Origin of the sequence: Pseudomonas sp. W15Feb9B (genome assembly GCF_000828175.1) — a bacterium.
GTDB lineage: Bacteria > Pseudomonadota > Gammaproteobacteria > Pseudomonadales > Pseudomonadaceae > Aquipseudomonas > Aquipseudomonas parakoreensis.
Map to the genome: position 1 here is coordinate 1 of NZ_JTKF01000086.1, position 6,100 is coordinate 6,100.

Below are 6,100 nucleotides of genomic sequence, written 5' to 3' on the forward strand. Positions count from 1 at the left end.
AGCTCCCACAGGGATGTTAGGGAATTCGGGAATTGCGGAAAGCACAAAGGGGAGCCTAAGCTCCCCTTTAATTTTGTCGTCGCGTGCTCTTTTTTATTATTGAGGGGCGGTCTGTTGTTGTTTTTGGCAACCGTGGCCCTTTACCGCTGTTTTTGGCGACCCCCATCCGGGGTCAAGAGCAAACGTATTTTTTTGAGCGCTGATCTGCTTTCTCGTCTAGCGATCCAACCGATACGGGAGCTACCTGAAGGTAGTTTTATTGTTCTCTGCCCGGTTGCGGGTCATTCCGAGGAACACCCTGAAAAGCACACCTTCTCCAAAAAAATCTGTTAGCTGCGTCTCTGCCGTGTTGTTTTTGTTATGTCAGAGTCGGTACGTCTTATTTTTATTGGTTTGCTGCTTTTTATTCTTGTTATGCCATAGAGATAGCAGAAGCCGTGCCAACTTTTTAAAACCCTTTTAAATCAATGACTTGAGATTTTTGAAGGATTTTTTCTTCAGGCAAAACCAGACAATTTGTTTCCGTGTTACTCGACTAAGCCCACGTTTCAGACACCGCGGTAACACCTTCGCCCTCACTGGGCGTTACGGGCCTTGGCCACACGCGAACCACTCGGGCGACCGAGCACCGCGCTGATCTGCTGACCCGCCGCAATCAGGGCGTCCAGGTCGATACCGGTCTCGATGCCCAGACCGTTGAGCAGGTACACCACGTCTTCGGTAGCGACGTTACCGCTCGCGCCTTTGGCGTACGGGCAGCCGCCCAGGCCGGCAATAGAGCTGTCGAACACCGCAATGCCTTCCAGCAGACTGGCATAGATGTTGGCCATGGCCTGGCCGTAGGTGTCGTGGAAGTGCCCCGCAAGCTTTTCCCGTGGCACTTGCGCCGACACCACTTCGAACAACCGACGGGTCGCGCCTGCGGTGCCGGTGCCAATGGTGTCGCCGAGGGACACTTCGTAGCAGCCCATCGCGTACAGTTCACGCGCAACCATCGCCACTTGTTCCGGCGCGACCTCGCCTTCATAAGGGCAACCCAGCACGCAGGAGACGTAACCGCGCACGGTAACGCCGTGCTGTTTCGCGGCTTCCATGATCGGTGCGAAGCGCGCCAGGCTTTCGCTGATCGAGCAATTGATGTTGCGCTGCGAGAATGCCTCGGACGCCGCAGCGAACACCGCGACTTCTTTCACACCGGCAGCCAGTGCGTCTTCAAAGCCGCGCAGGTTCGGCGCCAGTGCGCCGTAGGTCACGCCGGGTTTGCGCTGGATCTGCGCGAACACCTCGGCCGAACCGGCCATTTGCGGCACCCATTTCGGCGAGACAAAACTGCCGACTTCTATATAGCCGAGGCCGGCGGCGCTCAGGGCGTCGACCAGTTGTACCTTGTCAGCCACGCTGATCGGTTGGGCTTCGTTCTGCAGGCCGTCACGCGGGCCGACTTCGATCAGGCGTACTTGGGAGGGGAGGGACATGGGATTGACCTGTAGTTATCTAAAGACTGCGGATGCCCCCTTGTGGGAGCGAGCTTGCTCGCGAAAGCGGTGGATCAGTCGACGAAAGATTTGAGTCGGACCGTATTCGCGAGCGAGCTCGCTCCCACAGGGGATAGGTTTTTCCGTTAAATAGCCTGCTGACCCTTGAGCGTCTGCTCCAACGCCTGCACGCAGCGTTCTTCCGCGGTATCGAGTTCCAGCTTCATCTGTTCGATGTCGAGCAGCTGCTGCTCGAGCTGTTCGCGGCGTTCGCTGATTTTCGCCAGCATGCTGTTGAGCTGTTTGGTGTTACCGCTGGACGGGTCGTAAAGTTCGATCAACTCGCGGCATTCGGCGAGCGAGAAACCAATGCGCTTGCCGCGCAGGATCAGCTTCAGGCTGACCTTGTCGCGGGGTGAATAGATGCGTTCCTGGCCACGGCGCTCAGGGCTGAGCAGGCCTTGCTCTTCATAAAAGCGGATCGCCCGGGTGGTGATGTCCAGCTCGCGGGCGAGGTCGGAAATGCTGTAGGTCTGGCTGCTCATGAAAGCGCTCGAAAAAAGGTCTTGGCGCTAAGCTAATGGCGAGTTGACGTTTACGTCAAGGTTCAAAAATGTGTGGCGCCAGTGCTGGCCTCTTCGCGAGCAAGCTCGCTCCCACAGGATCAGTGGCGTGCACAAGTCCATGTGGGAGCGAGCCTGCTCGCGAAGAACGAAAACGCGGTAGCCAGCCTTACACCTTATCGAGCTTCTTCTCCTGCGCCGCCACCTGTTGGCACAACTCGATGATCTGCTCGCGCATCCAACGGTTGGCCGGATCCTGGTCGGTGCTCTCATGCCAGTAAAGGTGAGTCTCCACCGGCGGCACGTCGTTGACTGGAAGGTTGAACGCATGCAAGTCGTTGCGCCGGGCAAAACGCTCGGGCACGGTCATGACCATATCGGTCTGCTGCATGACCTGCGACGCCATCAAGTAATGCTGCGAGCGCAGGGCGATCTTGCGCTGAATGCCCATTTTCCCTAGGGACAGATCGACATAGCCCAGACCGCTGCGGCGGCTGGAGATGTGGATATGTGTCAGCGACAGGTAATCGTCGAGGCTGAGTTTTTCCTTGCCCGCCAGCGGATGACCCTTGCGCATCGCACAGACGTAACGGTCTTCCATCAGCTTGACGTGACGCACTTGCGGATCGGTATTGAGTGGCGCATCCACGGCGAAATCCAGACGTCCGGCCGCCAGTTCCTTGGTGGTTTCACGGCGTTTGGACAGGAAACTCTCGATGATCACAGTCGGCGCCAGACGCCGCAAACGCTGGAACAGCGGCGGCAGAATCACCGCCTCCGTCAGGTCGGTCATGCTGATGCGGTAAGTCTTCACCGCCTGCGCCGGGTTGAAAATCCGGCTCTCCTGCACCGACACCCGCAGCAGCGACAGCGCGTTGCGCACCGGGCCGATGATGTTCTGCGCCATCGGCGTCGGCACCATGCCCTGGGCGGTGCGCACGAACAGTGGATCGTTGAAGGTCTCGCGCAACCGCGCCAGCGCGTTGGACACCGCCGGCTGGGTGATGCCGACAATCTGCCCGGCGCGCGTCAGGTTGGCTTCGGTGTAGATCGCGTCGAAGACGATGAAAAGGTTGAGGTCGACCTTACTCAGATTCATAACGCGGCTTCTCTTGTTCTAGGGGCTGACGATCAGCGGATCATATATCGGTGATGAATGTTTATACACGCCGAGAATAGGCTAGGTAAATTATCAGCGCTGTTCTAGCATCGATTGCATGATCTGAACAACCTCTGCCCATAGAAGGTAATTGCTCATGGATTTCGCTTATTCGCCCAAGGTGCAAGAACTGCGTGAGCGCGTGACCGCGTTCATGGACACTTACGTTTACCCGGCCGAAGCCGTGTTCGAACGCCAGGTTGCCGAGGGCGATCGCTGGCAGCCGACCGCGATCATGGAAGAACTCAAAGCCAAGGCCAAGGCTGAAGGTCTGTGGAACCTGTTCCTGCCGGAGTCGGAACTCGGCGCCGGCCTGACCAACCTCGAATACGCACCGCTGGCCGAGATCATGGGCCGTTCGCTGCTCGGGCCAGAGCCGTTCAACTGCTCGGCGCCGGACACCGGCAACATGGAAGTGCTGGTGCGCTACGCCAACGAAGAACAGAAACAGCGCTGGCTCGAACCGCTGCTGCGCGGCGAGATCCGCTCGGCGTTCGCCATGACCGAACCGGACGTGGCCTCGTCTGACGCGACCAACATGGCCGCCCGTGCCGTGCGTGATGGCGACGAGTGGGTGATCAACGGCAAGAAGTGGTGGACCTCCGGCGCCTGCGATCCGCGTTGCAAGATCCTGATCTTCATGGGCCTGAGCAACCCCGACGCACCGCGCCATGCCCAGCACTCGATGATCCTCGTACCGGTCGACACCCCCGGGGTGAAAATCGTCCGCCCGCTGCCGGTATTCGGCTACGACGATGCACCGCACGGCCACGCCGAAGTGCTGTTCGACAACGTGCGCGTGCCGTACGAAAACGTCCTGCTCGGTGAGGGAAGAGGCTTCGAAATCGCTCAAGGTCGCCTCGGCCCAGGGCGGATTCACCACTGCATGCGTTCGATCGGCATGGCCGAGCGCGCACTGGAATTGATGTGCAAACGTTCGGTGAGTCGCACTGCATTCGGCAAACCGCTGGCGCGTCTGGGCGGTAACGTCGACAAGATCGCCGATTCGCGGATGGAAATCGACATGGCGCGCCTGCTGACCCTGAAAGCGGCGTACATGATGGACACCGTCGGTAACAAAGTGGCAAAGAGCGAGATCGCGCAAATCAAGGTTGTCGCGCCGAATGTCGCGCTACGGGTGATCGACCGGGCGATCCAGATCCACGGCGGGGCCGGGGTCTCGAATGATTTCCCGCTGGCCTATATGTACGCCATGCAACGCACCCTGCGTCTGGCCGACGGCCCTGACGAAGTGCACCGCGCGGCGATCGGCAAGTTCGAGATCGGCAAGTATGTGCCGAAGGAAATGTTGCGCAGCGAGCGCTGATCCAGTACCGCGTCATCGTTCATCGCTGGCAAGCCAGCTCCCACAGGTTTGTTTGGTGTTCACAAACTTTGTGTTCACTGGAAATCTCTGTGGGAGCTGGCTTGCCAGCGATGACGTAAGCAGGTTCAACACATCAACATCAGATTCAGTACACCCAAACCTCAACCCGCCGATTCTTGATCCTGCCTTCATCCGCACTGTTCGCCGCCACCGGCATCAACGCGCCAAACCCGCGCACCTCGCGCATCACCACGCCGTTCTTCACCAACTCCCGACGCACCGCCATCGCCCGCAGTTTCGACAGCAGGTCGGCCCGTGCCGGGTCGTCTTTCTCGTCGCCAAACCCCACCAGCGTCACCGCGCGCTCGGTCTTGGCGTGACGCTTTATATAGTCGAGCACCCGCGCCAGATCCTGCCGCGCCTTGTTGTCGAGGCTGGCGCTGCCTTCCTCGAAACGGAAGTTCACCGTCAGACGCTGGGCGTGGCGGCTGAGGGATTGATAACCCTCGGGCATCAGCGCATTCGGGGTGACGGTCATCGCGTGCACGGTCTGGCTGATGAAACCGTTGGCCGCGACAATCTGCTGGCCCTGTGGGCTTTGCGCAAACGCCACCAGCGCCGATGCCCACGGATTCTGGTTGCTGGGCGGCAAATAAAAGAACAGGCGCCGCGACAGCGGATAGTCCTCGGTGGCAATCAGGCTGTTGAGCGGCAACATCGATTGCGATGCGCCGTCAGCGATGGCCACGGCTTTGGCCTGGCGCACATACGGCAGGCCGATGAAACCGATGCCTTGCGGATCGTTGCTCACCGCATCGGACAATTGCTCGCTGGATTCGAAGCGTTTCGCACTGGAGCTAAGGTGTTTCCCACGACGACCCAGCACCAGTTCCTTGAACGTGTCGTAGGTGCCGGACTGATCATCCCGCGCATATAAATGAATCGATCCGCCGTGCCCGCCGAGGTCTTCCCAGGTTTTCACCTCACCGGCGAAGATCCGCGCCAGTTGCTCGGTGTCCAGTTGCTGTAGGGGGTTGCCGGGGTGAAGGATGATCGCCAGGCCGTCGATGGCGATCACTTGCTCGGCCTCAGCGCTTTTCAGGTCGCCGAGCGTTTGCAGGTCGAGCAGTTCGCTGTCCTTGATCGGGCGTGAGGAGGCGGCGAGGTCGGCGCTGGCGGTTTTCAGTGCGGTGAACCCGGTGCTGGAACCGTGGGCGGCGACTTCAATCACCACCCGTTGGCCTTGCGCAGTCTGAGCCACGATGTGTTGTTCGTTGGCGTTGTCGGGGTTTTCGCGGTGAATCTTCAGCAGACCCTGCTCTTGCAGAAAACCTTCGACCAGCGCCGGGCCGAGATCGGCGCCGATGGTGTTGGAACCCTGAATGCGCAATGCCGGGCCGTTTTCGGGGACGGGCAGGGTGGCGGCACTGACCGTCAGCCATGCACTCGACAGAAAAGCGAACAGAACACGCAGGGTCATGCCGGCACCGAATCAGGCCAAGGGGATTGCCGGGGAGATTAAGTCAGGTGCATGACCAAAACATGACACCGATGAAACTGTGGGAGATTCTATGTT

The 6,100-nt window shown here is 59.4% G+C and carries 5 protein-coding genes; 1 reads left to right on the forward strand and 4 read right to left on the reverse strand.

Translation table 11 applies throughout. The features are described from left to right. Positions 1-575: 575 nt before the first annotated feature. The 3 genes from OC71_RS26685 to OC71_RS26695 form a co-directional block, all read right to left on the reverse strand. Entirely contained in the window at positions 576-1,475 is a 900-nt protein-coding gene (locus OC71_RS26685; protein WP_027614624.1) for a hydroxymethylglutaryl-CoA lyase, read from the reverse strand. 146 nt (positions 1,476-1,621) lie between these two features. Then, the gene (locus tag OC71_RS26690; protein WP_041075047.1) at positions 1,622-2,020 is read right to left on the reverse strand and encodes a MerR family DNA-binding transcriptional regulator; all 399 of its coding nucleotides are present in this window, start codon (positions 2,018-2,020) and stop codon (positions 1,622-1,624) included. A gap of 187 nt (positions 2,021-2,207) precedes the next feature. After that, a complete protein-coding gene (locus OC71_RS26695; RefSeq protein WP_041075049.1) occupies positions 2,208-3,137 on the reverse strand; it encodes a LysR family transcriptional regulator in 930 nt (309 codons plus the stop codon). Between the two features lie 157 nt (positions 3,138-3,294). On the opposite strand from OC71_RS26695, the gene OC71_RS26700 reads away from it, so the two are divergent. Beyond that, positions 3,295-4,524 carry an acyl-CoA dehydrogenase gene (locus tag OC71_RS26700; RefSeq protein ID WP_041075051.1) on the forward strand — a complete coding sequence of 410 codons (1,230 nt, stop codon included), beginning with the start codon at positions 3,295-3,297 and terminating at the stop codon, positions 4,522-4,524. Positions 4,525-4,669: 145 nt separating this feature from the next. Here OC71_RS26700 and OC71_RS26705 read toward each other — a convergent pair whose 3' ends face one another. Then, positions 4,670-6,004 (reverse strand): substrate-binding domain-containing protein, encoded by a 1,335-nt coding sequence (locus OC71_RS26705; protein ID WP_041075053.1) that lies wholly within the window; start codon positions 6,002-6,004, stop codon positions 4,670-4,672. Positions 6,005-6,100: the final 96 nt, after the last annotated feature.

Excerpts from the sequence above, each read along its gene's own strand:
- OC71_RS26700 (WP_041075051.1), top strand. The coding sequence starts at position 3,295 with ATGGATTTCGCTTATTCGCCCAAGGTGCAAGAACTGCGTGAGCGCGTG.
- OC71_RS26685 (WP_027614624.1), bottom strand. The coding sequence starts at position 1,475 with ATGTCCCTCCCCTCCCAAGTACGCCTGATCGAAGTCGGCCCGCGTGAC.
- OC71_RS26690 (WP_041075047.1), bottom strand. The coding sequence starts at position 2,020 with ATGAGCAGCCAGACCTACAGCATTTCCGACCTCGCCCGCGAGCTGGAC.
- OC71_RS26705 (WP_041075053.1), bottom strand. The coding sequence starts at position 6,004 with ATGACCCTGCGTGTTCTGTTCGCTTTTCTGTCGAGTGCATGGCTGACG.
- OC71_RS26695 (WP_041075049.1), bottom strand. The coding sequence starts at position 3,137 with ATGAATCTGAGTAAGGTCGACCTCAACCTTTTCATCGTCTTCGACGCG.